This window comes from Variovorax sp. CCNWLW235, assembly GCF_037204085.1.
GTDB lineage: Bacteria > Pseudomonadota > Gammaproteobacteria > Burkholderiales > Burkholderiaceae_C > Variovorax.
In genome coordinates this window covers 221,796-248,088 of record NZ_JBBCBW010000001.1, presented here as the reverse complement: position 1 = coordinate 248,088, position 26,293 = coordinate 221,796, and the positions used below count along the sequence as shown (strand labels likewise).

25 protein-coding genes are annotated in these 26,293 nt (G+C 66.0%); 16 read left to right on the top strand and 9 right to left on the bottom strand.

Translation table 11 applies throughout. From position 1 onward, the window contains the following. The first annotated feature begins 49 nt into the window (after positions 1-49). From V9L21_RS01240 to V9L21_RS01175, 14 genes are all read left to right on the top strand, one after another. On the top strand, positions 50-619 hold the full coding sequence (locus V9L21_RS01240; RefSeq protein WP_337308452.1) for a DUF3305 domain-containing protein: 570 nt from the start codon (positions 50-52) through the stop codon (positions 617-619). Next, a complete protein-coding gene (locus V9L21_RS01235; protein WP_337308450.1) occupies positions 612-1,271 on the top strand; it encodes a DUF3306 domain-containing protein in 660 nt (219 codons plus the stop codon). The genes V9L21_RS01240 and V9L21_RS01235 overlap by 8 nt, the downstream gene beginning before the upstream one ends. Beyond that, a complete protein-coding gene (locus V9L21_RS01230; protein ID WP_337308448.1) occupies positions 1,195-3,333 on the top strand; it encodes a 4Fe-4S dicluster domain-containing protein in 2,139 nt (712 codons plus the stop codon). The genes V9L21_RS01235 and V9L21_RS01230 overlap by 77 nt, the downstream gene beginning before the upstream one ends. Further along, positions 3,330-3,947, top strand: a complete 618-nt coding sequence (locus tag V9L21_RS01225; RefSeq protein WP_337308446.1) for a TorD/DmsD family molecular chaperone — start codon at positions 3,330-3,332, stop codon at positions 3,945-3,947. The genes V9L21_RS01230 and V9L21_RS01225 overlap by 4 nt, the downstream gene beginning before the upstream one ends. A gap of 111 nt (positions 3,948-4,058) precedes the next feature. Then, the gene (locus tag V9L21_RS01220; RefSeq protein ID WP_337308445.1) at positions 4,059-4,289 is read left to right on the top strand and encodes a formate dehydrogenase; all 231 of its coding nucleotides are present in this window, start codon (positions 4,059-4,061) and stop codon (positions 4,287-4,289) included. 14 nt (positions 4,290-4,303) lie between these two features. Then, positions 4,304-7,291 carry a formate dehydrogenase subunit alpha gene (locus V9L21_RS01215; RefSeq protein WP_337308443.1) on the top strand — a complete coding sequence of 996 codons (2,988 nt, stop codon included), beginning with the start codon at positions 4,304-4,306 and terminating at the stop codon, positions 7,289-7,291. A 9-nt stretch (positions 7,292-7,300) separates the two neighbouring features. After that, a complete protein-coding gene (gene fdh3B, locus V9L21_RS01210) occupies positions 7,301-7,924 on the top strand; it encodes a formate dehydrogenase FDH3 subunit beta (protein WP_337308441.1) in 624 nt (207 codons plus the stop codon). Further along, positions 7,921-8,175, top strand: coding sequence for a hypothetical protein (locus V9L21_RS01205; protein ID WP_126748437.1), 255 nt, complete (start codon positions 7,921-7,923; stop codon positions 8,173-8,175). Before fdh3B ends, V9L21_RS01205 begins: the two co-directional genes overlap by 4 nt. 11 nt (positions 8,176-8,186) lie before the next feature. Further along, the gene (locus V9L21_RS01200) at positions 8,187-9,407 is read left to right on the top strand and encodes a formate dehydrogenase subunit gamma (RefSeq protein ID WP_337308439.1); all 1,221 of its coding nucleotides are present in this window, start codon (positions 8,187-8,189) and stop codon (positions 9,405-9,407) included. Continuing rightward, a complete protein-coding gene (locus tag V9L21_RS01195; protein ID WP_337308437.1) occupies positions 9,404-9,820 on the top strand; it encodes a hypothetical protein in 417 nt (138 codons plus the stop codon). Before V9L21_RS01200 ends, V9L21_RS01195 begins: the two co-directional genes overlap by 4 nt. After that, positions 9,817-10,689 carry a formate dehydrogenase accessory sulfurtransferase FdhD gene (locus tag V9L21_RS01190; protein ID WP_337308435.1) on the top strand — a complete coding sequence of 291 codons (873 nt, stop codon included), beginning with the start codon at positions 9,817-9,819 and terminating at the stop codon, positions 10,687-10,689. The genes V9L21_RS01195 and V9L21_RS01190 overlap by 4 nt, the downstream gene beginning before the upstream one ends. Positions 10,690-10,760: 71 nt before the next feature. After that, entirely contained in the window at positions 10,761-13,277 is a 2,517-nt protein-coding gene (locus tag V9L21_RS01185) for an ABC transporter permease (RefSeq protein WP_337308433.1), read from the top strand. A gap of 99 nt (positions 13,278-13,376) precedes the next feature. Then, positions 13,377-14,828, top strand: coding sequence for an AAA family ATPase (locus V9L21_RS01180; protein WP_337308430.1), 1,452 nt, complete (start codon positions 13,377-13,379; stop codon positions 14,826-14,828). A gap of 4 nt (positions 14,829-14,832) precedes the next feature. Then, on the top strand, positions 14,833-15,057 hold the full coding sequence (locus tag V9L21_RS01175; RefSeq protein ID WP_126748443.1) for a SlyX family protein: 225 nt from the start codon (positions 14,833-14,835) through the stop codon (positions 15,055-15,057). 320 nt (positions 15,058-15,377) lie between these two features. Here the strand turns inward: V9L21_RS01175 and trhA are convergent, their stop codons facing one another. From trhA to cyoA, 8 genes are read right to left on the bottom strand one after another with little or no spacing between them, the layout of a single operon-like run. Further along, positions 15,378-16,040: a PAQR family membrane homeostasis protein TrhA gene (gene trhA / locus V9L21_RS01170; protein ID WP_337308428.1), complete on the bottom strand. Its 663-nt coding sequence runs from the start codon at positions 16,038-16,040 to the stop codon at positions 15,378-15,380. 18 nt (positions 16,041-16,058) lie between these two features. Then, on the bottom strand, positions 16,059-16,607 hold the full coding sequence (locus tag V9L21_RS01165; RefSeq protein ID WP_337308426.1) for a response regulator transcription factor: 549 nt from the start codon (positions 16,605-16,607) through the stop codon (positions 16,059-16,061). After that, positions 16,604-18,022: an ATP-binding protein gene (locus V9L21_RS01160; RefSeq protein ID WP_337308424.1), complete on the bottom strand. Its 1,419-nt coding sequence runs from the start codon at positions 18,020-18,022 to the stop codon at positions 16,604-16,606. Before V9L21_RS01160 ends, V9L21_RS01165 begins: the two co-directional genes overlap by 4 nt. Continuing rightward, positions 17,979-18,806 (bottom strand): SURF1 family protein, encoded by an 828-nt coding sequence (locus V9L21_RS01155; RefSeq protein ID WP_337308844.1) that lies wholly within the window; start codon positions 18,804-18,806, stop codon positions 17,979-17,981. Before V9L21_RS01155 ends, V9L21_RS01160 begins: the two co-directional genes overlap by 44 nt. Positions 18,807-18,844: 38 nt before the next feature. After that, on the bottom strand, positions 18,845-19,270 hold the full coding sequence (gene cyoD, locus V9L21_RS01150; protein ID WP_207309881.1) for a cytochrome o ubiquinol oxidase subunit IV: 426 nt from the start codon (positions 19,268-19,270) through the stop codon (positions 18,845-18,847). Next, complete coding sequence (cyoC, locus tag V9L21_RS01145; protein WP_337308420.1) at positions 19,267-19,932, bottom strand: cytochrome o ubiquinol oxidase subunit III; 666 nt, start codon at positions 19,930-19,932, stop codon at positions 19,267-19,269. Before cyoC ends, cyoD begins: the two co-directional genes overlap by 4 nt. Beyond that, positions 19,925-21,937, bottom strand: coding sequence for a cytochrome o ubiquinol oxidase subunit I (gene cyoB, locus V9L21_RS01140; protein ID WP_443304486.1), 2,013 nt, complete (start codon positions 21,935-21,937; stop codon positions 19,925-19,927). Before cyoB ends, cyoC begins: the two co-directional genes overlap by 8 nt. Further along, positions 21,934-22,962, bottom strand: a complete 1,029-nt coding sequence (gene cyoA / locus V9L21_RS01135) for a ubiquinol oxidase subunit II (RefSeq protein WP_337308416.1) — start codon at positions 22,960-22,962, stop codon at positions 21,934-21,936. Before cyoA ends, cyoB begins: the two co-directional genes overlap by 4 nt. 178 nt (positions 22,963-23,140) lie before the next feature. Here cyoA and V9L21_RS01130 point away from each other — a divergent pair, with 178 nt between their 5' ends. Together V9L21_RS01130 and V9L21_RS01125 are read left to right on the top strand one after the other, a co-directional pair. Next, complete coding sequence (locus V9L21_RS01130) at positions 23,141-24,481, top strand: MFS transporter (RefSeq protein ID WP_157615274.1); 1,341 nt, start codon at positions 23,141-23,143, stop codon at positions 24,479-24,481. A gap of 93 nt (positions 24,482-24,574) precedes the next feature. After that, a complete protein-coding gene (locus tag V9L21_RS01125; protein WP_337308413.1) occupies positions 24,575-25,264 on the top strand; it encodes an HAD family hydrolase in 690 nt (229 codons plus the stop codon). Between the two features lie 9 nt (positions 25,265-25,273). Here the strand turns inward: V9L21_RS01125 and V9L21_RS01120 are convergent, their stop codons facing one another. Continuing rightward, positions 25,274-26,293: an isopenicillin N synthase family dioxygenase gene (locus V9L21_RS01120; protein ID WP_337308412.1), complete on the bottom strand. Its 1,020-nt coding sequence runs from the start codon at positions 26,291-26,293 to the stop codon at positions 25,274-25,276.

Sequence of the window (26,293 nt, the reverse complement as noted above, 5' to 3'; positions counted from 1 at the left end):
AACGCAAAGCCGGCCAGCCACCGCGGATGACCCTCAAACCAGAAGCGCCATGCCGCGGCGCTACGATTGGCGGATGAATCCCTCCATTGATGTTGCCGTCGTGATGCGCCGCGAGCGCGTCGAAAGCCGCTGGCAGTCCTGGCGCTGGATTCTTGAAAGCGTCGGCCCCGACCAGCCCGGTTTCGGCGCCGAGCCGCGCCTGCTCGAAGCGGGAGAAAACACGCAGCGCTGGCTGCACCCGGGCTTCAAGACCGAACTGTTCCGCGACGATGTGGAGGGCTACCACCTGAACGCCACCACGCCCGCGCCCTGCTGGTTTGTGCTGTGGCGCATGGACGAAGAGCCCACCATCGCCGACGAGCCGCTGGCAAGGCCGGTGGTGGTGAGCCTCAGCTACAACGAGGCCGGCCGCTGGCTCGATGCGCAGGAAACCGTGGAGCAGGTGCCCGCGCCCGAAGAGGTGATCGAGTGGATGCGCGATTTCGTCCAGGCGCACTACGTGATCGAGCCCAAGCGCCGCAAGCGGCCCGAGAGTTTCCGCCCGCTGGTCGACCGCTTCGGCAACGCGGCCAGCGTGTCGACCGAGAAAAAGCGCGGACGCGGAGCAGGCGATGCCTGAGAATTTTTTCGACCGGTGGTCGCGGCGCAAGAAGGAAGCCCGTGAAGAGGCACCGGCTCCTGCTGCTGCGCAAGAGGCCGAACACCCGGCGGATGCACTCGCCGGAACCGCCATGCCCGTGCCCATTGCGCCCGAGGCAGCGGCAGCCCTTCCCGCCGAAAGCCAGCCCGAAATTCCCCAGCCCACGCTGGCCGACGCCCAGGCGCTCACGCCCGAGTCCGACTTTCGCCCCTTCGTTGGCAGGAACGTCGCACCCGAGGTGAAGAACACCGCCTTCAAGAAGCTCTTTGCCGACCCGCAGTTCAACGTGATGGACGGCATGGACACTTATATAGACGACTACTCCCAGTCGACGCCGATACCGGGCAACGTGCTGCGCCAGATGGCGAGCGCCAAGTTCCTGAAGCTGTTCGACGACGACGAGGACGAAGAAAAAAAAGCGCAGGAAACTGCCGGAAAATCAGCGGAAACCCCGCAAGACGCTGCGCCCACGGACGTGGCACAGTCAGAGCACCCGGGAGATTCCCTCCCCAGCCAGCAGGTTGCCGATGCGCAGCCCGCAAGCCAGAAGACCGATGACCACAACGCTGATCTGCGACTGCAACCAGACGATGCCGCTCGAGCCGAAGACGCTCGGCGCGGCGCTGGCTGAGTCGCTGCCCCTTCACTCCACCCTGTGCCGCCGCGAGGCGCCCGCTTTCCAGCGCGCCATCCGTTCGGGCGACGACGTGGTGGTTGCCTGCACGCAGGAGCGCAAGCTGTTCACCGAGCTGGCCGAGCAGACCGAAGGCGCGACCTCGCCGATCCGCTTCGTGAACATCCGCGAAACCGGCGGCTGGAGCCGCGACGCGAAGAACGCCAGCCCCAAGATTGCCGCCTTGCTGGCGCTGGCCCAACTGCCCGAACCCGAGCCCGTTTCGACCGTGAGCTACGTGAGCCAGGGCCGGCTGCTCATCGTCGGCCCGCTCGACCAGGCCGAGAAGGCCGCGGCGCTGGTGGCGGATTCGCTGCAGGTCTCCATCTTTTCCACCGGCCCGGGCGCCGCCGGCGGCGCGCAGGAGCGCCGCTGGCCCGTGATGGCGGGGCGCATCGGCTCGCTCACAGGCTGGCTGGGCAAGTTCTCGCTGCGCTGGACGCGCGACAACCCCATCGACCTCGACCTGTGCACGCGCTGCAACGCCTGCCTGAGCGCCTGCCCCGACCAGGCGATCGGCCTCGACTACCAGATCGATCTGGCGAAATGCGGCTCGAACCGCGACTGCGAAAAAGCCTGCACCGTGGCCGGCGCCATCAACTTCAGCCGCGCGCCCGAGGCGCTCGATGCCGATTTCGACCTGGTGCTCGACCTGGGCGTGAGCGCGCTGATCGACTGGCATGCGCCGCCGCAGGGGTATTTCCACCTGGCCGGCGGGCTCGCGCATGCCGAGGGCTTGTCGACTCTGCTTCGCCTGCGCGAAATGGTGGGCGAGTTCGAGAAGCCGAAGTTCTTCGACTACAAGCAGAAGCTCTGCGCCCACAGCCGCAATGAGGTGGTGGGCTGCAACGCCTGCGTCGAGGTGTGCTCGGCGCATGCCATCTCCAGCGACAAGGAGCGCCAGCGCATCGTCGTCAATCCGCAGCTTTGCGTGGGCTGCGGCGCCTGCACCACCGTGTGCCCGACCGGCGCGCTGGGCTACACCTACCCGCGCACGCCCGACCAGGGCCGCAAGCTGCGCACGCTGCTGTCTACCTACACGGGAGCCGGCGGCCGTGATGCCGCGGTGCTGCTGCACAACGAAGAGGGCGGGCAGGCGCTGGTCGAGCAACTCGGCCGTACGGCGCAGCTCGAGCGCGGCAAGCGCGACGGCCTGGCCGGCGTGCCCGCGCATGTGCTGCCCGTGGCGCTGATGCATGTCGCCAGCACCGGCATCGATCTCTGGCTCAGTGCCGTTGCCTTCGGGGCCTCGCAAGTGGTGGTGCTTTCCACCGGTGAAGAAGCGCCGCAATACCTCGACGCATTGAAGAAGCAGATGGCCGTTGCGCAGGCGCTGCTCACAGGCCTGGGCTACACCGGAACGCATTTCCACCTGGTCGAGGCCGCCACGCCGGCCGCGCTCGACGCGGCCTTGGCCGGCCTGCGCGCCACGCGGCAGCGCGTGCCGGGCGCTGCGGCACGCTTTGCCGTCGGCGGCGAAAAGCGCGGCACGCTGGAGATGACGCTCGACCACCTGATGGCGCAAGCGCCCGTGCTCGCGGCGCCATCGAACGATGCCGCCGCACCCCTCTCAATCCCGCTGCCCGCCGGTTCCCCCTTCGGCGCGATCACCGTCAACAAGGACACCTGCACGCTGTGCCTGGCCTGCGTGAGCGCCTGCCCCGCCAGCGCGCTGCAAGACAACCAGAATGCCCCGCAGCTGCGCCTCATCGAAAAGAACTGCGTGCAGTGCGGTCTGTGCGAAACCACCTGCCCCGAGAACGCGATTGCGCTCGTGCCGCGCCTGCTGGCCGCCCCCGAGCGCAAGCAGCCTGTGGTGCTCAACGAGGCCAAGCCCTGGGCCTGCATCCGCTGCAGCAAACCCTTCGGCACGCAGAAAGCCATCGAAGCGATGCTCGGCAAGCTGGCGGGCCACGCCATGTTCCAGGGCGAGGCGCTCGAGCGGCTCAAGATGTGCAGCGACTGCCGGGTCATCGACCTGTACAGCGCGCAGAACGAAATGAAGATCACGCAGCTATGAGCCAGTTTCCCCCGATGACCTCCGCGTTGGACGAGGAGATTGCGCGTGCCGAGGTCTATGGCCTGCTCGCGCGCCTCTGGTATGCCGCGCCCGACGCCGAGTTGCTCGGCGCCTTCAGCGTGGCGCCCACCGAGGCGCCCGCCGCCGGCGCTTTTCTCGAGGAACCCTGGCGCCAGCTGGTCGGCACGGCGCGCGGCACCGATGCCGCCGCGGTGCATGCCGAATACGACGCGCTTTTCGGCGGCATGGGCAAGCCCGAGGTCTACCTGTTCGGCTCACACTACCTGAGCGGTTTTCTCAACGACAAGCCACTGGCGCAGCTGCGCACCGACTTGGCGCGGCTGGGCCTCGCGCGGGACGAGGCCGTGTCCGAAAGCGAAGACCACGTCGCCTGCCTGTTCGAGGTGATGCGCTACCTTATTGCCGGTGACGACGCGGCGGTGTCCAACCTCGCGCAGCAGCAGGCGTTTTTTGCGGCGCACCTGCAGTCCTGGCTGCCGACCTTGTGCGACGCGGTCGCGCAACATCCCAAGGCGCATTTCTACGCGTCCCTGGCGGGATTCACCCGCGCTTTTGCCGAGGTCGAAGTCCAGGGCTTCGACATGCTCGACTGAGCTTTTTGCTCCGTAGAAATACGATTGTTAGAAATTAGGGTCTAGACTAGTATCCAGATGTACGAAGATCAGTTCACATCTGATTTGCCCCCAGCCACTCCTGGAGATCACATGCAGGACAGCCAAGCGGCCGGTATCAAGCCGGCCTCGCGTCGAGGTTTCTTTTTTGGCGCCGCCACCGCAGGTGCAGCGGTCGCCGCGGTTTCGGTGCTTCCCAAGGTGGCCGAGGCCCCCGCAGCCATCGAGGCTGCCGCGCCCGAGCTGAAGCCCGCGCCTGAAAAAGGCGGCGGCTATTCGCTCAGCGAACACGTCAAGCACTACTACAAGACCGCTTCGGCCTGAAGCGGACACCCACGATGTTGCTGACCAAGAAAACGACCCCCGCGAACAGCGTGTCGCGGCAAGGGGAACGCGAGTCTTCTCCGTTCATTCACAGCCTGCGGCGCGGCCTTTCGGGCGCGCTGCCCACCATGGACCGGCGTGCCTTTTTGCGCCGCTCCGGGCTCGGCGTGGGCGTGGGGCTGGCTGCCAGCCAACTCACGCTGATGCGCAAGGCCGAGGCGGCAGGCGATGCCCGTCCCACCGCGGTGGGCGCCGGCAAGGTTGAAATCAAGCGCACCGTGTGCTCGCACTGCTCGGTAGGCTGCGCCTCCGACGCCGTGGTCGAGAACGGCGTGTGGGTGCGCCAGGAGCCGGTGTTCGACTCGCCCATCAACCTGGGCGCGCATTGCGCCAAGGGCGCCGCGCTGCGCGAGCACGGCCATGGCGAGTACCGGCTGCGCTATCCGATGAAGCTGGTCGACGGCAAGTACCAGCGCATCAGCTGGGACACGGCGCTCGACGAAATCACCGCCAGGCTGAAAGAGCTGCGCCAGGCCAGCGGCCCCGATTCGATCTACTGGATCGGCTCGTCCAAGCACAGCAACGAGCAGTCGTACCTGATGCGCAAGTTCGTGAGCTTCTGGGGCAGCAACAACTGCGACCACCAGGCGCGCATCTGCCACTCGACCACCGTTGCGGGCGTTGCGAACACATGGGGCTACGGCGCCATGACCAATTCGTACAACGACATGCGCGGCGCCAAGGTGGCGCTGTACATCGGCTCCAACGCCGCCGAGGCCCACCCCGTCAGCATGCTGCACATGCTCCATGCCAAGGAGCACGGCTGCAAGATGATCGTGGTCGACCCGCGATTCACGCGCACCGCGGCCAAGGCCGACGAGTATGTGCGCATCCGCTCGGGCTCGGACATTCCGTTCCTGTTCGGCGTGCTTCATCACATCTTCAAGAACGGCTGGGAAGACAAGAAGTACATCAACGACCGGGTCTTCGGCATGGAGAAGGTGCGCGAGGACGTGCTCGCCAAGTGGACGCCGGACAAGGTCGAGGAGGCCTGCGGCGTTCCTGAAGCCCAGGTGCTCAAGGTAGCGACCTGGCTGAACGAAAACCGCCCGGGCACCATCGTCTGGTGCATGGGCCAGACCCAGCACACCATCGGCAATGCCATGGTTCGCGCGTCGTGCATCCTGCAGCTTGCGCTCGGCAACGTCGGCAAGTCGGGCGGCGGCACCAACATCTTCCGCGGCCACGACAACGTGCAGGGCGCCACCGACGTGGGCCCCAACCCCGATTCGCTGCCCGGCTACTACGGCATCGTCGACGGCTCCTGGAAGCACTTCGCTTCCGCATGGGGCGTCGACTACGAATGGATCAAGGGCCGCTTCGCATCGCCCGCCATGATGACCAAGCCCGGCATCACGGTGTCGCGCTGGATCGACGGCGTGCTCGAGAAGAACGAACTGATCGACCAGGACTCGAACCTGCGCGGCGTGTTCTATTGGGGCCATGCGCCCAACTCGCAGACGCGCGGTCTCGAGATGAAGCGCGCCATGGACAAGCTCGACCTGCTCGTGGTGGTCGACCCGTACCCTTCGGCAACGGCGGCCATGGCCGCGATGCCCGGCCGGCCGGAAGACCAGAATCCGAACCGCGCCGTCTACCTGCTGCCGGCCTGCACGCAGTTCGAGACCAGCGGTTCCGTTACCGCGTCGAACCGTTCGATCCAGTGGCGCGAGAAGGTGATCGAGCCGCTGTGGGAGAGCCGCAGCGACCACATGATCATGCAGCAGTTCGCCGACCGCCTGGGCTTCGGCAAGGAACTGAGCAAGAACTTCAAGATGCAGAAGGTCAAGGGCATGGACGAGCCCGTGCCCGACGACATCCTGCGCGAAATCAACAAGTGCGTCTGGACCATCGGCTACACGGGGCAGAGCCCCGAGCGGCTGCAGGCTCACATGCGCAACATGGGCGCCTTCGACGTGCGCACGCTCAAGGCCAAGGGCGGCACCAAGGACAAGATCAACGGCTACGACATGACGGGCGACTACTTCGGCCTGCCGTGGCCCTGCTTCGGCACGCCCGAGCTCAAGCACCCGGGTTCGCCGAATCTCTACGACACCTCCAAGCACGTGATGGACGGCGGCGGCAACTTCCGCGCGAACTTCGGCGTGGAACGCGATGGCCAGAACCTCTTGGCCGAAGACGGCTCGCATTCGGTCGGCGCCGACATCACCACCGGCTACCCTGAGCTGGACCACGTGCTGCTCAAGAAGCTGGGCTGGTGGGACGAGCTCACCGAGGCCGAAAAGCCGAAGGCCGAGGGCAAGAACTGGAAGACCGACAGCTCGGGCGGCATGATCCGCGTGTTCATGAAGAACCACGGCTGCCACCCGTTCGGCAATGCCAAGGCGCGCGCAGTGGTCTGGAACTTTCCGGACGCCATTCCGCAGCACCGCGAGCCGCTGTACGGCAACCGGCCCGACCTGATGGCCAAGTACCCGACGCACGACGACAAGATGGCGTTCTGGCGCCTGCCCACGCTCTACAAGACCGTGCAGCAGAAGAACATCGCCGACAAGGTGCACGAGAAATTCCCGTACATCATGACCTCGGGCCGGCTGGTCGAGTACGAGGGCGGCGGCGAGGAAACCCGCTCGAACCCTTGGCTCGCGGAACTGCAGCAGGAGATGTTCATCGAGATCAACCCGAAGGTCGCGGCCGAGAAGGGCATTCGCAACGGCGAGCGCGCCTGGGTGCATACGCCCACCGGCGCAAAGCTCAACGTGCAGGCCCTGGTCACCGAGCGCGTGGGCCCCGACACGGTCTTCATGCCGTTCCACTTCTCGGGCCGCTGGCAGGGCGTCGACATGCTCGGCTACTACCCGGCGGGCGCTGCCCCGGTGGTACGCGGCGAAGCCATCAACACCGCAACGACTTACGGTTACGACAGCGTGACCATGATGCAAGAGACCAAGACCACGGTCTGCAATGTGGAAAAGGCATAAGGAAGCACCATGGCGCGAATGAAATTTGTCTGTGATTCGGAACGCTGCATCGAATGCAACGGCTGCGTCACTGCCTGCAAGAACGAAAACGAAGTGCCGTGGGGCGTGAACCGCCGCCGCGTGGTCACGCTGAACGACGGAGTGCCGGGCGAAAAGTCGATCTCGGTGGCCTGCATGCATTGCTCCGACGCACCCTGCATGGCCGTGTGCCCGGTGCAATGCTTCTACCGCACCGACGAAGGCGTGGTGCTGCACGACAAGGACGTGTGCATCGGCTGCGGCTACTGCTCGTATGCCTGCCCGTTCGGCGCACCGCAGTTCCCCTCGCAAGGCACCTTCGGCGTGCGCGGCAAGATGGACAAGTGCACCTTCTGCGCCGGCGGCCCCGAGGCCAACGGCTCCGAAGCCGAGTTTGAAAAGTACGGCCGCAACCGGCTGGCCGAGGGCAAGCTCCCGGCCTGCGCCGAAATGTGCTCGACCAAGGCCCTCCTGGCCGGCGACGGCGACGTGGTGGCCGACATCTTCCGCACCCGCGTCGTGCAGCGCGGCAAGGGCGCCGAAGTGTGGGGCTGGGGCACCGCCTACGGTTCGCAGCAAGCAGGCAAGCCGCCGGCGAACGGGGTGCAGAAGTGAAGCGGCAGGGCCTCGTCGTCCTCGGCGTTGCGCTGGTCGCAACCTGCCTGGCGGCCTGCGGCGAAAAGCCGCAGACCAACGCGCAGGGCGTGAAGCACGACGCCGTTCCGTGGAGCGGCACCGGCACCAAGGAGAACGCCGGCACGGTGTTCACCGCGCCCGACTGGAAGGTCGGCGACAAGACCGCCTGGCAGCAGCAGCTCAAGACCCGCACGCAAAACGGGCAGAACGAATACAACAAAGAGAACTGAACGGAGAGCCCATGAAGCAAGCGCTGACCGCTCTCGTTCTTTCCGCCGCGCTGGGCTCGGCCTTTGCGCAGGCGCAGCCGCCGGCCGCACCGGGAACGACGGCCGCACCGGCACCTGCCGCAGCCGCTGCGCCGGCGCCCGCCGCGGGCGGCATTCGCGGCCAGAACATCTTCGAGGTCAAGCCCGAAGCGAGCGCCGACCCCAACTACCCGAACCAGACCAACGGCGAGCGCATGAAGGTGCAGCCCGGCAACAACGCGCCCATGTGGCGGCAGGTGGGGCAGGGCGTTACCGGCTACAGCAGCCTGCCGAAAAGCGAGGCGCCCGAGGCCGGCAACCTGATCCAGCCGTTCGTGCAGTACCCCGGCTCGCGCTTCACCAATGCCGGCGAAGCTTGGCGCCAGGTGCGCAACGACTGGCTCATTCCCTACGGCGCGGCGCTGCTGTTCGTCACGCTGCTGGCGCTGGCCATCTTCTATTTCACGCGCGGACCCATTCGCCTGCACGGCCAGGAAACCGGCCGCACGATCGAGCGCTTCACGCCGTTCGAGCGGGCCACGCACTGGTCGAACGCCATCGCGTTCGTCACGCTCGCCATTTCCGGCATCGTGATGGCGTTCGGCAAGTTCTTCCTCTTGCCGTGGATGGGCTTGACGCTGTTCGGCTGGATTACCTACGCGCTCAAGAACGTCCATAACTTTGTCGGCCCGCTGTTCGTGGTGACGACGGTGTTTATGGTGTTCACCTTCATCCGCGACAACATTCCGCGCGCGATGGACCTGAAATGGCTTGCACGCTTCGGCGGCCTCTTCGGCGGCAAGGAAGTGCCTTCGCACCGCTTCAACGCGGGCGAGAAGCTGGTCTTCTGGGGCGGCGTGCTGTTTCTCGGACTCTTCGTCATCGGCTCGGGCCTCTTTCTCGACAAGCTGCTGCCGGGCTTCGTCTACACCCGCGGCGAGATGCAGGTGGCGCACATGGTCCACGGCGTTGCAACGTTGCTGATGATGGCGATGATCATGGGCCACATCTACATCGGCACGCTGGGCATGACGGGCGCCTACAAGGCCATGCGCACCGGCTACGTCGACGAGACATGGGCCAAGGAACACCACGAACTCTGGTACGACGACATTGCCGCGGGCAAGATTCCCGCGCAGCGCACGGCCCCGGCCGATGCGTCGCCGCCTGTTGCAGTGCGGGCGCCGCGGCCCGCCGAAGGAACGTCCTCATGAAGAAGCTGTCTGTGTCGCTGAAACTTTCCGCGCTGGTGCTCGCGCTGGCCGCGCCCGTGGCATGGGCCAAGCTGCCACCGGCGCCCGCCACTCCCGAAGCCAAGGCCAAGGCAGCCGAAGCCGCCGCCAAGACGGCGTGGAGCGGCAAGGTCGATTCGTACAAGCTCTGCCTGGCGCAGGACCGCGTGGCCGCGAAGTACCGTGCCAGTGCAGCCGCGGCCGGCAAGCCGGTGCCCACGGCTGCCGCAACGCCCCCTTGCGCCGACCCCGGGCCCTTCGCCTTTACGCCGCCGGTGGAACAAGCCAAGCCGCTCGAGGTTTCGGGCGCGCATTCGCCCGCCCCCACGGCCGCATCGCCGCCCAGCACCAACCAGCCGGCGGCTACCGTCAATCCCACGCCCAAGGCGCAGTGACGACGCGTTTGCCGTTGCAGCTTCCCCGTCTTACCGAGGCCCGCGCCGCGCTCACGTGCGAGGTCGAGGTCGTCGATGAACATGGCGCGCGCGGCACCGTTTCCATTCCGGCCGAGCGCGATCTCACGGTGTATGTGGACCGGCGCGAGCTGGTCACGCTGATGACGCTCGGCGCCCAGCCTGAACTGCTGGTGCTGGGGTACCTGCTGAACCAGCGCCTCATCGAATCGGCCAGCGACGTCGAGTCGGTCACGGTCGATTGGGAGGTGGGCGCCGCGGCGGTCAAGACGCACGCCGGCATCGACCGCATCGAAGAGCGCACCGCAAAGAAGGTGGTGACCACCGGCTGCGGCCAGGGCAGCGTGTTCGGCGACCTGATGGCCGACATCGACAAGCTCCAGCTGCCGCCCACCCGCATGACGCAGGCGCAGCTCTACGCGCTGGTCAACGCCATCCGCCTCCAGGAGAGCACCTACAAGTCGGCCGGTTCGGTGCACGGCTGTGCGCTGTTCACGCTCGAGCCCGGCGGTACCGAGGCCACGATGCACTGCTTCGTCGAAGACGTGGGCCGGCACAACGCCATCGACACCATTGCGGGCTGGTGCGCCATGCAACCGGCAGGCGCGCTGGCGGGTGACCGCGTTTTCTATACGACGGGCCGGCTCACGAGCGAAATGGTGATCAAGTCGGCGCAGATGGGCGTGCCCATCGTGGTTTCGCGCAGCGGCATCACGCAAATGGGCCACGAGGTGGCCACGCGCGTCGGGCTCTGCGCCATCGGCCGCGCGACCAACCGGCACTTCGTCTGCTATGCGGGTGTCGACCGGCTGGTGCTGCAGCCGGAACTCGCGCGCCGCAATCCGGCCTAAGGGCTGTTCTCCCTACTCGCGGTAAGTCCCTGAAAGGCGCCGGCGCGCCCGCGTCGGCTATCGTCTCGCCCATGAATGCCTCCCTCCGCCTTGGCTGGCGCACCCTCTGGCGCGATTTGCGCGCCGGCGAACTGCGCCTCTTGATCGTTGCCGTGCTGCTGGCCGTGGCCGCACTCACGGCCGTCGGCTTCTTTGCCGACCGATTGCAGGGAGGCTTGCAGCGCGACGCGCGGCAGCTGCTCGGCGGCGACGCGGTGATAGTGAGCGACAACCCCACGCCCGAGGCCTTCATCGCGCAGGCACGCGCGTACGGACTCCAGGGCACCAGCACCTACGGCTTTCCCACCATGGCGCGGGCCGACGACGCCCAGGGCGGTGCCAGCAAGCTGGTGGCGCTGAAAGCCGTGACCGCGGGCTACCCATTGCGCGGCAACCTGCAAACCTCGAATGCCGCCGATGCGCCCGGCAGCATCACGCGCGACATTCCCCCGGCGGGCGAGGTCTGGGTCGATGCCTCGCTGCTCGACTCGCTCGCGCTCAAGGTGGGAGACATGCTTCTTCTTGGCGACAGCAGCCTGCGCATCGGGCGCGTGATCACGCTCGAGCCCGACCGTGGCGCGGGCTTCATGAGCTTTTCGCCGCGCGTCATGCTCAACCAGGCCGACGTGCCGCGCACCGGCCTCGTACAGCCCGCGAGCCGCGTGGGCTATCGCTATGCGGTGGCGGGCGATGATGCAGACGTCAAGCGCTTTTCCGACTGGGCCGAGGCCACCATCAAGAAGGGCGAGCTGCGCGGCGTGCGGCTCGACTCCTTCGAAGGCGGGCGCCCCGAAATGCGCCAGACGCTGGACCGCGCCGAGAAATTCCTGAGCCTGGTCGCGCTGCTCGCCGCGTTGCTCTCCGCCGTGGCCGTGGCGCTGGCCGCGCGCGGCTTTGCGGCCAACCATCTCGACGACTGCGCCATGCTGCGCGTGCTCGGCCAAAGCCAGCGCACCATCGCCATGGCGTATTCGTTCGAATTCGCAGTCGTCGGCATCGTGGCCAGCGGCCTCGGCGTGGCCATCGGCTTTGCCGTGCACTACGTGTTCGTGGTGCTGCTTGCCGGGCTGGTCGAAACGGCGCTGCCGGCGGCCACCTTGTGGCCCGTGGCCTTCGGCCTGGGCATGGGGCTCACGCTGCTGTTCGCCTTCGGCCTGCCGCCGGTTCTGCAGCTGGCCAAGGTGCCCCCGCTGCGGGTGATCCGGCGCGATGTCGGCGGGCTCAAGCCCGCATCGCTCGCGGTGCTGGGTATTGGCGTGGCCGGCTTTGCGGCATTGCTGATCGCAGCCAGCAGCGACCTGAAGCTGGGCCTGATCGCCGTCGGCGGCTTCGCGGGCGCCGTGGCCGTGTTCGCATTGCTGAGTTGGCTCGCCGTGAAGGTGCTGCGCCGCAGCGTCAATGAAACCACCGCGCCGCGCTGGCTGGTGCTGGCCACGCGCCAGATCTCGGCGCGTCCGGCCTATGCGGTGGTGCAAGTCAGCGCGCTTGCAGTCGGGCTGCTTGCGCTGGTGCTGCTGGTGCTGTTGCGCACCGACCTCGTCGCGAGTTGGCGCAAGGCGACGCCGCCCGATGCGCCCAATCGCTTTGTCATCAACGTCATGCCCGACCAGAGCACGGCGTTCCAGAAATCGCTGCGCGACGCCGGCGTGCGCAAGTTCGACTGGTACCCGATGATCCGCGGCCGGCTGGTGGCCATCAACGACAAGCCGGTGTCGCCCGACGACTACGTGGAAGACCGCGCCAAGCGCCTGGTGGACCGCGAGTTCAACCTCAGCAACAGCGTGGAGGCGCCGGCGCACAACAGCATCGTGGCGGGTGCGTGGAAGCCCGATGCGCCCGGCGAAGTGAGCGTGGAAGAAGGCCTGGCCGAAACGCTCGGCCTGAAGCTGGGCGACGTGCTGCGCTTCGACATCGGCGGCATGCAGAACGACGCGCGCATCACCTCGCTGCGCAAGGTCGACTGGGGCTCGATGCATGCGAACTTCTTCGTGATGTACACGGTGGCCGCATTGCCCGACGTGCCCGTCACCTACATGGGCGCCTTCCGCGCACCCGAAACCCGTGGCTTCGACAACGCGCTGGTGCGCAGCTACCCCAACGTGACCAACGTGGACATGAGCGCCACCATCAACCAGGTGCAGCGCGTGCTCGACCAGGTGATCCGCGCGGTCGAGTTCCTGTTCGGCTTCACGCTTGCGGCGGGCCTTGTGGTGCTGTTTGCCGCGGTCACCGCCACGCGCGAAGAGCGCGCCCGCGAGTTCGCGGTAATGCGCGCCGTGGGTGCCCGCGCCAGCCTGCTGCGCCAGGTGCAGCGCGCCGAGCTGGCCGGTGTCGGCCTGCTCGCCGGCTTCCTGGCGAGCATCGTGGCCTCGGTCATCGGCTGGGGCCTGGCGCGCTACGTGTTCGACTTCACCTGGACCGCATCGCCCGTGGTGCCGGTGGCCGGTGCCCTCGCGGGTGCCGTGCTGGCGCTGGCCGCGGGATGGTGGGGCTTACGCGACGTGCTGCGCAGGCCGGTGGTGGACACGCTGCGGCGCGCGGCCGAGTAATTGCTAGAGATAGATTTTTTTCTTTAGCCGCGGGCGGGAAGGGCCTGGGAATGCAATACATTCCCCGGCCCTGCATTCATTCGATGAGAACCCCCCTACATGCGCTTGGCGTCATTCCAGATCACCAACTTTCGCTCGATCAACGACAGCGGCTCCATCGATTCCACACAGCTCACCGCGATCCTCGGCCGCAACGACAGCGGCAAGTCGAACCTGCTGCGCGCGCTGCACAGCCTGAACCCTGCTGAAGGCATTACCGAGCTCAGCCCGATCAACGACTTTCCGCGGCACCGCCGCCTTGAAGAGTGCCAGGCCGATACACCGGTCGTCGCTACACGCTGGGCCCTCGACGAGAGCGAGCGAGCCGAACTCACGGAGATGCTTCCACGCGCGGCCAACGTGCGCCACGTGACCGCAGGCCGCGGCTACGGCACGGCGCGCTGGACGGGGCTCGAAGGCCTGGCGGAGCTGTCGCTCGACGTGTCGGACATCAAGGGCAAGGTGCGCAAGATCGTGCCGGCGGTGAAGGCTGCGGCCGAGAAAGTCGCCGAGGAGGCAAGGGCGGCGCTGGAGCAGGAGGCCGACGCCTTCGACGCCGCGATGATCCTGAGCCCCGACTACATCCGGTGGTCGGAAGGCGCAGTGAAGGCGTTGCAAACCTTGCGCAAGGCGCTGGCCGCTGCGGATGCCGAGCTCAGCGACAAGCAGGAGCAGATGCTGGTCGAGCTGGAGGACATGGCCCGCGCGATTGCCAACGACACGCCGGCGCTTGCCAAGGCAAAACAATGGGTGCTCGAAAAGCTGCCCCGCTTCATCTACGTGGACGAATATCCGGCGCTGCCCGGCCGGCAGAACATTGCCGACTACCTGGTGCGCAAGGGCTGGGGCCAGGCAGTGCCCGAGCAGCAGGGCTTCGAGAAGCTCTGCAAGGCGGCCGGCCTCGACCCGCAGCAGCTTCAGGGCCTGCTCGACAAGAACGATCTGGCCACGCGCAACCAGCTTGTCAATCGCGCGGGCGCCGTCGTCACTTCGGAAATCCGCCGGCTCTGGAAAGACCGCGAACTCAAGGTGCGCTTCAACCTCGACGGCCCGTACATGGACACGCTGGTGTCCGACCCCGACGACACCTACGAGGTGGAAGTGAACCTCGACGAGCGCAGCCGCGGCTTTCAATGGTTCTTCTCGTTCTACATCACCTTCTTTGCGGACACCAAGGGCGGCCGTGCAGGCGATGCCATCTTGCTGCTGGACGAGCCCGGCTTGCACCTGCATGCGCGTTCGCAGGCCGACTTGCTCGAGCACTTCGAGCGGGACTTCGGCAACCAGATCATCTACACCACGCACTCGCCGTTCATGGTGCCGGTTCATCGGCCCGATGCGGTGCGCACGGCCAGCATGGGGCCTTCGACCGGCACCATCGTGAGCAACAAGGCAGAGGGGGATGAGCGCACGCTGTACCCGTTGCGGGCCGCGCTCATGCTGAGCCGCATGGTGAACGAGGCCGCTGCACCAGTCGACGAAAGTGCTCTGGCGGCGGTTCCTGTCCAATAGAGCCATGGAACACCTACCGGACGACATTGCAGAGCGGCTGACCGAACTCGAGATCAAGTCGAGTTACGCCGAGGATCTGCTTGAGCAGCTGAATATGACGATCTATCGCCAACAGCAGCAGATCGACAGCCTGATTCTTCAGGTGACCCAGCTGAAGCAACAGAGCCAGAATGCGGGGCAGGAGGGGGCGGCGCGCAGCTTGCGGGACGAGTTGCCGCCGCATTACTGAGAACTCTGCTTGCGATTGCTGTTTTCGGGACGCCGCTTGTTCAGGGCGGCGCACCCGCCGACGGGGTACCTTTCTCCGCGAATGTCCCCCGGCCTGCGGCCTCCTCCTTTATTTCGCTGCGCAAGGCACCCCGCCAGCAGGTGCGTTGGGCAGAGCAGTCGTTGATCAGCGTTGCACCAGCAGCGTGCCCAAGTGCACAGGGCATCGGGTGCTCCGCGCAGCGAAATAAAGGAGGAGGGGCGCAGCCCCGGGGGACATTCGCGGAGGGGAGTACCCGGTGGCCTTTGCACACGCCCTGAACAACAGCGCCAAGAACAAGATCAGCCGTGCGAATGCCAGAGCACAGCAAAGAAGTGGCAAGAACTTCCGGCCAGCACGAACAAGTGCCATACAAAGTGCGCAAATCGCACCTTGTTGTCGAACAAGAACACCACCGCACCCGCCGTGTAGAAAAGCCCACCGGCCACGAGCCAACCCAGGCCCGCCGGCGACATGCGTTCGTACAGCGGCACCGCGGCCATCAACGCCATCCAGCCCATTGCCACATAGAGCCCGGTCGACCACAGCGGATGTTGCAGCCGGTTGAACAGCTTGGCACCCACGCCCAGCACTGCCGCCGCGCAGATGGCTCCGAACAGCGTCCAGCCCCACGGCCCGCGCAGCACGCCGAACAGAAACGGCATGTAGCTGCCCGCAATGAACAAGTAGATCGCCGCGTGGTCGAGCCGGTTGAACCACGCCTTGGCCTTGCCGGTAGGCAGCGCGTGGTACAGCGTCGAAATGAGATACAGCACGATGGCCGTTCCTGCAAAGAGAGATGCACCGACGATGCTGGCGGCTTGCCCTTTCTGCGCGGCGCTGTAGACCAGGATCGGCAGCGACACGATGGCCAGCAGCAGGCCGAGGCCGTGGCTCAGCGCGTTGAAGATTTCTTCCAGCGTAGTCTGGTCACGCACTGCGGATGTCGGCTTGCCGGAACTCATGTTCGTCGATTCGCTTTGCTACTTGACCTGCTGCTTGCCGAGCTTGCGCGCCAGCGTGCGCCGGTGCATGCCAAGTCGCCGCGCGGTCTCTGAAATGTTGAAGCCCGTTTCGGCAAGCGTTTCGTGAATGCGCTCCCACTCCAGCGTCTTGATCGATGTCGAGCGGTTGGTCAACTCTACCTCGGTGGTGCCCGTCGCCCGGCCGAAGGCGGCTTCGATGTCGTCGGTGTTGGAGGGCTTGGCAAGATAGTGGCAGGCGCCCAGCTTGATGGCCTCCACGGCCGTGGCAATGCTTGCAAAGCCCGTGAGCACCACGATCAGCATCTCGGGGTTGTGCCGGTGCAGCATCTGCACGCACGCCAGGCCCGAGGCTTCGCCGTTGAGCTTCAGGTCGACCACCGCGTAGCCGGGCGAATGGTCTTGCAGCAGCGCTTCGACCTCGTCGGCATTGCTTGCATGCGTGACCGCATAACCGCGGCGCTCGAACGAGCGGCCGAGCGTGCGCGCAAAGGCCGCGTCGTCCTCGACGATCAGCAACTGGCGCTCGGCTTCGGCGGGTTCGGTCATGGGCTGCTCGTGTTTCCGGTCATTGCAACGGTGTCGTCGATGGCCTCGTCGTCGTCCTCTTCCTCCAGCACCACGGCCGCGAGCGGCAGCGCAATGGACACGATGGCGCCGCCCTCGGGCCGGTTGCGCACCGCCACCCGGCCTCCGAGCGTGCGAGCCACGTTCACCACCAGGAACAGCCCGAGCCCGCCGCCCGGTCGGCCTTTGCTCGACTGGTAGGGCTTGCCGAACTGCTTCAGCATTGCGGGCGGAAAGCCCGGCCCCGCATCGGTGACCGTGAGCGTCAGCGCATCGGCGTCTTGCGCCACTTCCAGGCGCAACCAGTGCGGAGAGGCTTCCAGTGCATTGTCGAGCACGTTGCAGATCATCTGCTTCACGGCCGAGTCGGAAACCATGGGCAGGTCGCGGCCAAAACGGTTGTCGTAGTCGAACTCTTCCACGGGGCGCGTGGTGCGCCACTCCTCCACCAGTTCGTCGAGGAAGGTGCTCACCGTCGTTTCTTCGGACGATTCGCCCCGCGCCTCGCCTGCCGACAGCAGGATGCCGCTCACGATGCTCTTGCAGCGCTGGATCTGCAGCTCCATCTCGGCCACTTCGGTCAACAGCTCGGGGTCGGAGCTGAAATGCGGCAGCCGGCGCCAGTCGCCGAGGATCACCGCCAGCGTGGCAAGCGGCGTGCCCAGCTCGTGCGCGGCGCCCGATGCGAGCAGGCCCATGCGCACGATGTGCTCTTCTTCCGATGCGCGCTGGCGCAGGTCGGCCAGCCGTGCGTCGCGCGCTCGCAGGTTGCGACTGATGCGCGTGATGAACACCACCAGCAGCGCCGCGTTGAGCGCAAAGCAGATCAGCATGCCCTGAACATAAGGGCTCCAGAGCCCGCGGTCATGGTCGAGCGGCAGTGCCAGGGGGCGCGAGAAAAGCGCCAGCCCTGCAAAGCACAGGCTGGTGACGACCACGATGGTCCATGTCGACCATGCCTTGAGCAGCACCGCGCCCAGAATGACCTGCAAGAGATACAGAAAAACGAACGGATTGGTCGCGCCGCCGCTGAGGTAAAGCTGCGCGGTGAGCGTGGCCACATCGACCAGCAACGCGAGGAACAGTTCGCCGTTCGTCACCTTACGAAGGGTGCGCGAGCGCAGCAGGCTCACCACGTTGAAAAGAGCCAGGCACGCCAGCACCAGCAGCATCTGATCGAGCGGCAGCCGGATGCCGAAGCCGTAGTGCACGAACAGGATGGTGATCACCTGCCCGACCACCGCAAACCAGCGCAGCTGGATCAGCTGCTGCATGTTCTTGTGGCCGGTGGCGTTGTCCAGGCTTGCCACGCCCGCGCGGGGCGCGTGCAGTTCCCCCGCCACGGCGGAGGCCTCAGTCGGGGCGGCGGTCGTCTTGGCGATGTCTTCCGTCGGCATGGGAGGCATTGTCGCCGTTGCTGTCGGCTGGGTTGGCGAGCTTGCGGCGGCGGCGGCGATCGTCACGCCACACGAACCAGGCCGCGCCCGCGACCATCAGCGCCAGGCCGTACCAGGTGATGGCGTAGACGAGGTGGCTGTTGGGAAAGGCGATGACCGTCAGGCCCCCGGCGGGCCAGGAGGGTGCTGCGCCGGGCGCGGTGGCCGCGGCCTCGGCATCGACGAAGTAGGGCGCGGCGTTGTTCAGGCCCCGCGCAGCGGCAATGGCCTGCACGTCGCGCGAGAACCAGCGGTTCGCGGCGGGGTCGTTCTTGCGCAGGAAGCCGCCCTTGGGCTCGGTGATGCGCAGCAGGCCGGTCACGGCGGTCTCGCCTTTCGGCTCGATGGCCGTGCGCGACGAGCGCTCGCGTGCCTCGGGCGGCACGAAGCCGCGGTTGACCAGCACCGTGGTGCCATCGGCGGCCTGCAGCGGCGTCAGCACCCAGAAGCCGGCGCCGAGCCGGGTGCTGGCCTGCACCAGGGTTTCCTTGTCGTGCAGAAAAGTGCCGCTGATGCGCAGGTGCCGGTATTCGTCGGCGGCCGCGTTGATCTGCGGCCAACGGTCTCGTGCTGGGGCTTCGGAGGCCGGGGCGTGCACGCGTTGTTCGACGCGGGCAATGAGATCGAGCTTCCAGGCCCTGCGCTCGACCTGCCAGTTGCCGAGTGCGAAAAAACCGGCAAAGGCAAGCGCCGCGCAGACCATGAAGATCACCCGCGCGGCCGTGGAGCGCTGCCGTCCGGCCATTGTGTTGCGAGTGCTGTGGTCTGGCGGCAGGGTCGTCGTCAAGGCATGTTCTTCATGTCGTGCACCGACATCGGCATCATGTTGGCGTTCATGTGGTACATGACCCAGAGCGAGCCGGCCAGCGTGATCACGACGAGCACGATGGTGAAGATCAGCGCCAGCATGTTCCACCCGCTCTCGGACTTGGCGTCCATGTGCAGGAAGTAGATCATGTGGACCACGATCTGCACCGCGGCAAAGCCGAGGATGATGAGCGAGGTGGTGTGCGTGTTGACCAGCACCTTGCCCATCACGAGCCAGAACGGAATCGCGGTCAGGATCACGGCCAGCACGAAGCCGGTCATGTAGCCCTTGAAGGTGCTGTGGCTCACGGGGCCATCGTCGTGATGGTCGTCGTGTGCATGGTGCTCGTGGTGCGCGTCGTGGCCGTGCGCGGCGGCAGTGTTGGTGTGGGCGGTGCTCATGCCATCGATCCCATCAGATAGACGAAGGTGAAGACGCCGATCCACACCACGTCCAGGAAGTGCCAGAACATCGAAAGGCACATCAGGCGGCGGCGGTTGGCGGCGGTGAAGCCGTGCTTGGGCAGCTGGAACATCAGCACGACGAGCCAGATGATGCCGAAGGTCACGTGCAGGCCGTGGGTGCCGACCAGCGCGAAGAACGACGACAGGAATGCGCTGCGCTGCGGGCCCGCGCCTTCATGGATGAGGTGCGCGAACTCGTAGATCTCCAGGCCGATGAAGCCCGCGCCCAGCAGGCCCGTAACGGCCAGCCACACCAGCGTGCCGCCCATGCGTTTCTTCTGCATCTCGAGCATCGAGAAGCCGTAGGTAATGGAAGACAGCAGCAGCAGCGAGGTGTTGACGGCCACCAGCGGCAGGTCGAACAGGTCGGCGCCCGAGGGGCCGGCTGCGTAGCTGCGGCCCAGCACGCCGTACACCGCGAACAGGCAGGCGAAGATGAGGCAGTCGCTCATCAGGTAGAGCCAGAACCCGAGCAGCGTGCCGTTCTCTGGGTGGTGGTCGTTGCCGACGTGGAACAGCTCGAACACGGGCGGCTTGCCCGTCTGGTCGCTGTGGGCGTGGCCGGCCGCGGGGGAGTGGAGGGCGGTGGTATCAGACATGGGCTGCTGCCAGGAGGCGCGTGCGATCGGCTTCGGTACGGACGACGTCTTCCGCGGGAATGTAGTAGTCGCGCTTGTAGTTGAAGGTGTGGATGATCACGGCGGCCAGCATGGCGACAAAGCCGATACCCGCCACGAGCCACATCTGCCAGATCAGCGCAAAGCCGCAGACCGCCGCCAGGGCCGCGATGATGAAGCCGGCGCTGGTGTTCTTGGGCATGTGGATGGGCGTGAAGCCTTCGAGCGGGCGGGCGTAGCCGCGGCGCTTCATGTCGGTCCAGGCGTCGTTGTCATGGATGCGCGGCGTAAACGCGAAGTTGTAGGCCGGCGGCGGCGACGAGGTCGACCATTCGAGCGTGCGGCCGTTCCACGGGTCGCCCGTGGTGTCGCGCAGCGATTCGCGGCGCACAAAGCTCACCACCAGCTGGATCAGGAACGATGCAATGCCCAGTGCGATCAGCACCGCACCGAAGGCCGCAACCTGGAACCAGAACTGCAGCGACACGTCCTGGAAGTGGCTCATGCGGCGCGTAACGCCCATCAGGCCCAGCACATACAGCGGCATGAACGCGACCCAGAAGCCCACGAGCCAGAACCAGAACGAGCACTTGCCCCAGAACGGATCGAGCTTGTAGCCGAAGGCCTTGGGGAACCAGTAGGTAATGCCCGCCAGCATGCCGAACAGCACGCCGCCGATGATCACGTTGTGGAAGTGCGCGATGAGGAACAGGCTGTTGTGCAGCACGAAGTCGGCCGGGGGCACTGCGAGCAGAACGCCCGTCATGCCGCCGATCACGAAGGTGACCATGAAGCCGACGGTCCACATCATGGGCAGCTCGAAGCGGATGCGGCCGCGGTACATGGTGAAGAGCCAGTTGAAGATCTTCGCGCCCGTCGGTATCGAGATGATCATCGTCGTGATGCCGAAGAACGAGTTCACGCTGGCGCCGGAGCCCATGGTGAAGAAGTGGTGCAGCCAGACGAGGTACGACAGGATGGTGATCACGATGGTGGCGTACACCATCGAGGCATAGCCGAAGAGGCGCTTGCCGCTGAAGGTGGACACCACTTCGGAGAAGATGCCGAAGGCCGGCAAGATGAGGATGTACACCTCGGGGTGGCCCCAGATCCAGATCAGGTTCACGTACATCATGGCGTTGCCGCCGAGATCGTTCGTGAAGAAGTTGGTGCCGACGTAGCGGTCGAGCGACAGCAGCGCGAGCACGGCGGTGAGCACCGGGAAGGCGGCCACGATGAGCACGTTGGTGCAAAGCGCGGTCCAGGTGAACACCGGCATCTTCATCATCGTCATGCCCGGCGCGCGCATCTTCACGATGGTGGCCAGCAGGTTGACGCCCGAGAGCAGGGTACCTACCCCCGCTATCTGCAGCGACCATATGTAGTAGTCGACCCCCACGTCGGGGCTGAACAGAATGCCCGAGAGCGGCGGATACGCCAGCCAGCCGGTCTTGGCGAATTCGCCCACGAACAGCGACGCCATCACCAGGCCGGCGCCGAAGGTGGTCATCCAGAAGCTGAAGTTGTTCAGGAACGGAAAAGCCACGTCGCGCGCGCCGATCTGCAGCGGCACCACGAAGTTCATGAGGCCCGTGACCAGCGGCATGGCCACGAAGAAGATCATGATCACGCCGTGCGCGGTGAAGATCTGGTCGTAGTGGTGCGGCGGCAAAAAGCCGGCGTTGTCGCCGAAGGCAACGGCCTGCTGGGCCCGCATCATGAGCGCGTCGGCAAAGCCGCGCAGCAGCATGACAAGGCCGAGCACGATGTACATGATGCCGATCTTCTTGTGGTCGATGCTGGTGATCCAGTCGCGCCACAGGGTGCCCCAGAGCTTGAAGTAAGTGACGGCGCCGAGGATGGCAAGGCCGCCCAGCACCACGGCCGCAAAGGTCGCCAGCAGAATGGGCTCGTGGTAGGGAATCGCCTCCCACGTGAGGCGGCCGAAGACAAGCTTCGTCAGGTCAAGGTTTTCGAGCATCGTCATTCTTCGGTGGTGCACATCGCCGTGACGTACTTGCGCGTTGGCGAATTGATGAGGGTGTCAGCCTGCCAGGCCTGCATGGTGGCAATGTTGAACGCGCCGGGCTTGCCCAGCCCGCCACTCGCGTCGATGGCCATCATTTCCTTCATGCACATCTTGTTGCGGTCCACGCACAGGTTGAGGATGGCGTCGTACAGGTCGGGGGCCACCGTGGCGTAGTGCCGCACCGGCTCGCGCTCGCTGGGCACTTCGAGCTTCTTGTACTGCTCGCGCGTGAGTTCGCCGTCCTTGCCGGCCTTGACCTTCTGCACCCACTGGTCGAAGTCGGCGTTGCTCAGGCCGTGGAACTTGAAGCGCATGCCCGAGAAGCCGGCGCCGCTGTAGTTGGCCGAGAAGCCCTCGAACTCACCGGGCTTGTTGATGACCGCGTGCAGCTTGGTTTCCATGCCCGGCATGGCGTAGATCTGCCCGGCCAGCGCGGGAATGAAGAAGGAGTTCATCACCGAAGAGGCCGTGATCTTGAAAGTGATCGGCCGGTCGACCGGCGCGGCCATTTCGTTCACCGTGGCAAAACCCTGCTCGGGGTAGATGAAGAGCCACTTCCAGTCGAGCGCCACCACTTCGACCACCAGCGGCTTGGCTTCGGCGGGAATCGGGCGCTCGGCGTCGAGCCGGCTCAGCGGCCGGTACGGGTCGAGCGTGTGCGTGCTGATCCAGGTGATTGCGCCCAGCGCAATGATGATCAGGAGCGGCGCGCCCCAGATCGCGAGCTCGAGCTGGGTGGAGTGGTCCCAGTCGGGGCTGTAGTCGGCCTCCTTGTTCGACTGGCGATAGCGCCAGGCAAAGAAGAGCGTCAGCGCGATCACCGGAACGATGATGATCAGCATCAGCACGGTCGAGACGACGATGAGCCGCCCCTGCTGATTGGCGATGTCGCCGGAAGGATTCATGAGCACCGTGTTGCAGCCTGCCAGCAAGGCAAGGGGGAGCAACAGGGACCATCGCCGAAGAGATTTGAGGGTGGGCATGCCGAAAGAAAGAAGTGCAGGGGCTGCGCAAAGACCCCACAATCTACGACCAAAGGTTGCGCCCCGCTATTGGACGTTTTGTCCTATGGCGGGAATCCCCGTTCGGTGAGACGCTTGGAGCCTCCCTGTTCATGGTCTACCTTTGTCACTGCACGTGACACCCGAATTACAAAACGCAATGACGACGACGTCCAGCATCCTTCCGCAAGGCGCACCGCCGGTGCCGAACACGTCCGACAACGGCGCCCGGCAGGGCGACGAGCATTCCCACATCGCGCCGGGCGAAATCGCCGTCGGCGTGATCATCGGGCGGGCATCGGAATACTTCGATTTCTTCGTTTACGGCATTGCCTCGGTGCTGGTGTTTCCGGCGGTGTTCTTTCCGTTCGAGGCGCGCCTCGAAGGAACCCTCTACGCCTTCGTGGTTTTTTCGTTCGCCTTCATTGCACGGCCATTCGGAACCGTCATTTCGATGAGCATCCAGAGGCGGTTCGGGCGAGAGGCCAAGCTGACCATTGCGCTGTTCCTTCTGGGAACCTCCACCGCCGGCATCGCCTTCTTGCCGGGGTACGCGAGCATCGGGTTCACATCCATCGTGCTGCTGTCGGTGTTCCGCTTTGCCCAGGGCCTGGCGCTCGGCGGCTCGTGGGACGGGCTGCCCTCGCTGCTGGCGCTCAATGCGCCGCAGAACCGCCGCGGCTGGTACGCCATGCTCGGCCAGCTCGGTGCGCCGCTCGGCTTCTTCGTGGCCAGCGCGCTTTTTGCGTATCTCTACGGCAGCCTGGCGCTCAAGGACTTTCTCGATTGGGGCTGGCGCTACACCTTCTATGTGGCGTTCGCGATCAACGTGGTAGCGCTGTTCGCGCGCCTGCGGCTGGTGGCTACTGATGAGTACTCGCGCCTGCTCGAAGAGCGCGAGCTGCAGCCCACCAGCGTTCTGGAGCTGACCCGCTCGCAAGGCGCCAACCTGCTCATCGGCGCGTTCGCGGCACTGGCGAGCTATGCGCTGTTCCACCTGATCACGGTGTTCCCGCTGTCGTGGATCACGCTGTATTCGGACCAGTCGATCACCGAATTCCTGGTGGTGCAGATGATCGGCGCAGTGCTGGGCGCTGGCGGTATCGTGGCCTCGGGCCTGATTGCCGACCGCGTGGGACGGCGTTTCACGCTGGGCGGCCTGGCCGCGATGATCGCGGTGTTCAGCGGCTTTGCGCCCACGCTGCTCGACGGCGGCCGCATCGGGCAGGACATCTTCATTCTGCTGGGCTTCGTGCTGCTGGGCCTGTCGTACGGCCAGGCCGCTGGCGCGGTGACCTCGAACTTCGAACCCAAGTACCGCTACACCGGCGCGGCCCTCACGGCCGACTTGGCCTGGCTCATCGGTGCGGCCTTCGCGCCGCTGGTGGCGCTGGGCCTGTCGGCGAATTTCGGGCTGGCGTATGTCAGCGTCTACCTGCTCTCGGGCGCGGTCGGCACCCTGGCGGCCCTGGGCTTGAACCGGGCGCTGGTGCGGGACTGATCTCCGTCAAACGCGGGTGTTCGAAAAAAAGGGGCCGGTCGGCCCCTTTTGCGTTTCAGGCGCCGCAACGCGGGCTGGCTTAGGATTCGCCTCATGTTCGCCGCCGCAATTTTCGACATGGACGGGCTGCTCATCGATTCGGAGCGGCCCATCATGGCCGCCTGGATCGAAGCCGCCCGCACGCTCGACATCGAGCTTTCGCACGCCCAGTACCTGCAATGCGTGGGGCTGGCCATGGTTGAGTCGAAGCAGATCCTTGCTGCGCTGCTCGGCGGCGCGGCCGCCTACCAGCATGCGGCGACGCAAGTGACCGCCGCGCTACGGCTGCAGCGCGCCGACGGCGACCTGCGGCCACTCTTCCCCATCAAGCCCGGCGCGGCCGAGCTGCTCACCGCCTTGCGCGGACGCGGCACACGCTGCGCGGTTGCCTCATCGTCCTCTAGCGGGCAGATCCAGGCCTGCCTCGGCAGCCTCGATGTGCTGCACCATTTCGAGGCTTTTGCGGGCGGCGACGAAGTGGCCCGCGCCAAGCCCGATCCGGCGCTGTACCTGCTTGCGGCAGAGCGCCTCGGCGTGGAGCCGGCGGAATGCGTCGCTTTTGAGGACAGCGAGAACGGCGCCAAGGCGGCGCTGGCCGCGGGCCTGCGCGTCGTCATCGTGCCGGACCTCAAGCACCCGCCGGAGTTGATCATCGGGCAGGCGTTTCGTGTGCTCGATTCGCTGCACGACGCCATGGCGCATGTGCCGCTGTGGTTTCCCACGCGGGCGCCGGAGCGCGCCTGACCTGCCGGCTCAGAGCACTTCGTCGCGCAGCTGCGGGAACACCTTCGACACCTTGGCGAGCAGGTAGTCGCCATAGCGGCCGCTGAAGGCGTGCACGTTGGCGCGATCCCAGCGCTCGGCGCTGTCGTCGAGCGCCTCTGCACCTTGGAGCCCTTCGATGCGCTGCACGCGGGCTTCGAAATTCGGATCGAAAAACAGCGGAAACGAAAGCCGGTCGCGCCCCGAGGTGTTGCGCTTCACGCGGTGCGGGGTCGATTTGTAGAGCCCGCCCGTCATGCGGTCGAGCATGTCGCCGATGTTGCAGACGAACGATCCGGCGATCGGCGGTGCGTCGATCCAGCCGCCTGGCGTGTGCACGGCAAGGCCGCCCACATCGTCTTGGTGCAGGATGGTGAGCAGGCCGTAGTCGGTGTGCTCGCCAACACCCCATTGCACGTCCAGGCCTTCGGGCACGGGCTGCGAGGGGTAGTTGAACAGGCGGAACAAGACCAAGGGATCGGCGGTGTAGCGCTCGGCGAAATACGTGGCGGGCAGGCCGAGGCTCAGCGCGATACCCTCCATCAGCCGGTGGCCCAACTGCGTCACGGCCGTCATGTAGTCGAGGATGGTTTCGCGAAATTCCGGCACGTCGGGAAACAGGTTCGGCCCATGCACCGGCGTTTTTGCCTGCACCAACGGGTGCGTGGCCGGCAGTTCGGTGCCCAGGTACAGGCCTTCCTTCCAGTCGGGCCGGCCCGAGGTCAGCTCGCCGCCGAGCGGAAAGTAGCCGCGCCACGCGCGCCCGCCCAGTGCCATGCGCCATTGCATCTTGGTTTCTTCGGGCAACTCGAAAAAGCGGTGACTCAGCAGTTCGAGCCGCTGCACCAGCGCGGGGTCGATGCCGTGGCCGGTGACATAGAAGAAGCCGTGCGCGCGGCACGCGGCGCCGATCTGCGCGGCCACACGGTCGCGTTCAGGCGCGCCGGCCACGAGCGGCGCGACATCGATCAACGGAAGAGTCTGCGTGTCTGTCATGGGCGTGGAGAGCAT

Excerpts from the sequence above, each read along its gene's own strand:
- V9L21_RS01240 (WP_337308452.1), top strand. The coding sequence starts at position 50 with ATGCCGCGGCGCTACGATTGGCGGATGAATCCCTCCATTGATGTTGCC.
- V9L21_RS01235 (WP_337308450.1), top strand. The coding sequence starts at position 612 with ATGCCTGAGAATTTTTTCGACCGGTGGTCGCGGCGCAAGAAGGAAGCC.
- V9L21_RS01230 (WP_337308448.1), top strand. The coding sequence starts at position 1,195 with ATGACCACAACGCTGATCTGCGACTGCAACCAGACGATGCCGCTCGAG.
- V9L21_RS01225 (WP_337308446.1), top strand. The coding sequence starts at position 3,330 with ATGAGCCAGTTTCCCCCGATGACCTCCGCGTTGGACGAGGAGATTGCG.
- V9L21_RS01220 (WP_337308445.1), top strand. The coding sequence starts at position 4,059 with ATGCAGGACAGCCAAGCGGCCGGTATCAAGCCGGCCTCGCGTCGAGGT.
- V9L21_RS01215 (WP_337308443.1), top strand. The coding sequence starts at position 4,304 with ATGTTGCTGACCAAGAAAACGACCCCCGCGAACAGCGTGTCGCGGCAA.
- fdh3B (WP_337308441.1), top strand. The coding sequence starts at position 7,301 with ATGGCGCGAATGAAATTTGTCTGTGATTCGGAACGCTGCATCGAATGC.
- V9L21_RS01200 (WP_337308439.1), top strand. The coding sequence starts at position 8,187 with ATGAAGCAAGCGCTGACCGCTCTCGTTCTTTCCGCCGCGCTGGGCTCG.
- V9L21_RS01195 (WP_337308437.1), top strand. The coding sequence starts at position 9,404 with ATGAAGAAGCTGTCTGTGTCGCTGAAACTTTCCGCGCTGGTGCTCGCG.
- V9L21_RS01185 (WP_337308433.1), top strand. The coding sequence starts at position 10,761 with ATGAATGCCTCCCTCCGCCTTGGCTGGCGCACCCTCTGGCGCGATTTG.
- V9L21_RS01180 (WP_337308430.1), top strand. The coding sequence starts at position 13,377 with ATGCGCTTGGCGTCATTCCAGATCACCAACTTTCGCTCGATCAACGAC.
- V9L21_RS01175 (WP_126748443.1), top strand. The coding sequence starts at position 14,833 with ATGGAACACCTACCGGACGACATTGCAGAGCGGCTGACCGAACTCGAG.
- trhA (WP_337308428.1), bottom strand. The coding sequence starts at position 16,040 with ATGAGTTCCGGCAAGCCGACATCCGCAGTGCGTGACCAGACTACGCTG.
- V9L21_RS01165 (WP_337308426.1), bottom strand. The coding sequence starts at position 16,607 with ATGACCGAACCCGCCGAAGCCGAGCGCCAGTTGCTGATCGTCGAGGAC.
- V9L21_RS01160 (WP_337308424.1), bottom strand. The coding sequence starts at position 18,022 with ATGCCGACGGAAGACATCGCCAAGACGACCGCCGCCCCGACTGAGGCC.
- V9L21_RS01155 (WP_337308844.1), bottom strand. The coding sequence starts at position 18,806 with ATGGCCGGACGGCAGCGCTCCACGGCCGCGCGGGTGATCTTCATGGTC.
- cyoD (WP_207309881.1), bottom strand. The coding sequence starts at position 19,270 with ATGAGCACCGCCCACACCAACACTGCCGCCGCGCACGGCCACGACGCG.
- cyoC (WP_337308420.1), bottom strand. The coding sequence starts at position 19,932 with ATGTCTGATACCACCGCCCTCCACTCCCCCGCGGCCGGCCACGCCCAC.
- cyoB (WP_443304486.1), bottom strand. The coding sequence starts at position 21,937 with ATGACGATGCTCGAAAACCTTGACCTGACGAAGCTTGTCTTCGGCCGC.
- cyoA (WP_337308416.1), bottom strand. The coding sequence starts at position 22,962 with ATGCCCACCCTCAAATCTCTTCGGCGATGGTCCCTGTTGCTCCCCCTT.
- V9L21_RS01130 (WP_157615274.1), top strand. The coding sequence starts at position 23,141 with ATGACGACGACGTCCAGCATCCTTCCGCAAGGCGCACCGCCGGTGCCG.
- V9L21_RS01125 (WP_337308413.1), top strand. The coding sequence starts at position 24,575 with ATGTTCGCCGCCGCAATTTTCGACATGGACGGGCTGCTCATCGATTCG.
- V9L21_RS01120 (WP_337308412.1), bottom strand. The coding sequence starts at position 26,293 with ATGCTCTCCACGCCCATGACAGACACGCAGACTCTTCCGTTGATCGAT.